General features: G+C 61.2%; 2 protein-coding genes. Both read left to right on the top strand.

The features are described from left to right. Window positions 1-154: 154 nt before the first annotated feature. A complete protein-coding gene (locus AC0B9F_RS37980; RefSeq protein ID WP_472010359.1) occupies window positions 155-1438 on the top strand; it encodes an IS256 family transposase in 1284 nt (427 codons plus the stop codon). A gap of 322 nt (window positions 1439-1760) precedes the next feature. Next, window positions 1761-1976, top strand: coding sequence for a hypothetical protein (locus tag AC0B9F_RS37975; RefSeq protein WP_003941254.1), 216 nt, complete (start codon window positions 1761-1763; stop codon window positions 1974-1976). The last annotated feature ends 55 nt before the right edge of the window (window positions 1977-2031 follow it).

Raw genomic sequence — 2031 nt, 5'->3', positions numbered from 1 at the left:
CCGGCCTCGAAGCCGTCCGGCGCCAAAGCCGACACGGTGCCCGCCCAACCGTCATGACACCCGAACGTACCGAACGGGCCCGCTCCGGGAGTGTTTCTTAAACGGTGTTTCGGCCCGACACGCTGGGTGAATGCCCGGCGAGAAGGGTGCCGTGATGACGACACTGGATGATGTGACGAAGAAGAAGTCGACACCACCGTCGGCCGAGGAGGCGGCGGCAGCGGAGCTCGTGCGCTTGGCGAGAGAGCAGGGCCTGTCGCTGACGGGCCCGGATGGGCTGCTCAAGCAGTTCACCAAGACGGTCCTGGAAACGGCATTGAACGAGGAGATGACCGAGCATCTCGGGCACGACAAGAACCAGGCCAACCCGGATCGGGCATCAACAAATATCCGCAACGGCACTCGGTCGAAGACGGTACTGACCGAGTCGACCGGGCAGGTCCCGATCGAAGTCCCCCGAGACCGCGAAGGGACGTTCGAACCGCAGATCGTCAAGAAGCGGCAGCGTCGGCTCAACGGCGTTGATGAGATCGTTTTATCGTTGTACGCCAAAGGGTTAACGACTGGGGAGATCAGCGCGCACTTCGCTGAAATCTACGGTGCATCGGTCTCGAAGGAGACGATTTCTCGGATCACCGACAAGGTGATCGAGGAGATGCAGGATTGGTCTGCACGTCCGCTCGATGAGGTGTACGCCGCGATCTTCATCGATGCCATCGTGGTCAAGATCCGCGACGGCCAGGTCGCGAACAGGCCGATCTACGCGGCCATCGGGGTGAGCCTGGACGGGCGCCGCGACGTGCTTGGTTTGTGGGCCGGCACGGGCGGCGAGGGCGCCAAGTTCTGGATGAGCGTGCTCACTGACATCCGTAACCGTGGCACCAAAGACGTTTTCTTTCTCGTCTGCGACGGTCTCAAGGGCCTGCCGGAGGTTGTCGAGCATGTGTGGCCGGCCACCACGGTCCAGACCTGTGTGGTGCACCTGATCCGCAACACCTTTCGGCTCTCGGGACGTCAACACTGGGACGCACTCAAACACGATCTCAGACCGATCTACACGGCACCGACCGAGGCTGCCGCTCACGCGGGGCTGGACGATCTCGCCGAGCACTGGGGTGAGAGGTATCCGGCGATCATCCGATTGTGGACCAACGCTTGGCAGGAGTTCATTCCGTTCCTCGATTACGACACAGAGATACGGCGAGTGCTCTGCTCTACCAACGCGATTGAGTCCCTCAATGCCCGCTATCGGAGGGCGGTGAAAGCTCGTGGCCATTTCCCTACCGAGGCGGCTGCGCTGAAGTGTCTGTATTTGGTGACACGTTCGCTCGACCCGACAGGCAAGGGCCAGGCACGATGGATAACGAGGTGGAAGCCCGCTCTGAACGCGTTTGCGATCACGTTCGCCGATCGTTGGCCAGGATCTGAAACTTACTGATGGAAATCCGCCGAAACACCGTTAAAGAGATAGACCCCCGGCACCGAAGAATTGCCCACCGTGTTCGCGGATTTCCTCTCCGATGCGCACCACCTGGCCGACGCGTTGGGCGTCGATTGGGAAGAAGCCACATGCAATGGGGAGGGGCATTACACCGCCGAGTTGTACGGCGCCGAGTAATCGGGGCACTGACGGTCGGACAATCCACGGACGTTCGGCCGGCAGTCCCCGGCACCGGGAGTCTCAGGGGCGGTGGTTGCAAGGAGATGAATGGATGTGGGACTGGTACCGGTTTACATCCCAATTCGGTATCATGATGGTTATGAGTACGCAGATCGCGGTACGGCTACCCGAGGACATCGTGGCGTTTCTCGACAGTGAGGTCAGCGGTGGGCGTGCGAAAAGCCGTGCTCAAGTCGTGCTTCGAGCGTTGGAGCGTGAGCAGCGTCGACAGTTGGCGGTCCGCGACGTGGAGATCCTGTCTGACGGCGCGGGTAGCGATGTGAATATCGCTGCCGCGCACGGGAAGAAGAACTGAGTGCGCCCGATCCACGAGGCGCAACTCGGAGATCTTTGTCCGGTGGTGGTCCTGA

The sequence above is a fragment of the Streptomyces sp. NPDC097129 genome (assembly GCF_055668065.1).
Note: the sequence above shows the minus strand (reverse complement) of the source record. Positions and strands in the feature narration are given on the sequence as shown.

Coding starts and splice junctions, on each gene's coding strand:
- AC0B9F_RS37980 (WP_472010359.1), top strand. CDS start 155: ATGACGACACTGGATGATGTGACGAAGAAGAAGTCGACACCACCGTCG.
- AC0B9F_RS37975 (WP_003941254.1), top strand. CDS start 1,761: ATGAGTACGCAGATCGCGGTACGGCTACCCGAGGACATCGTGGCGTTT.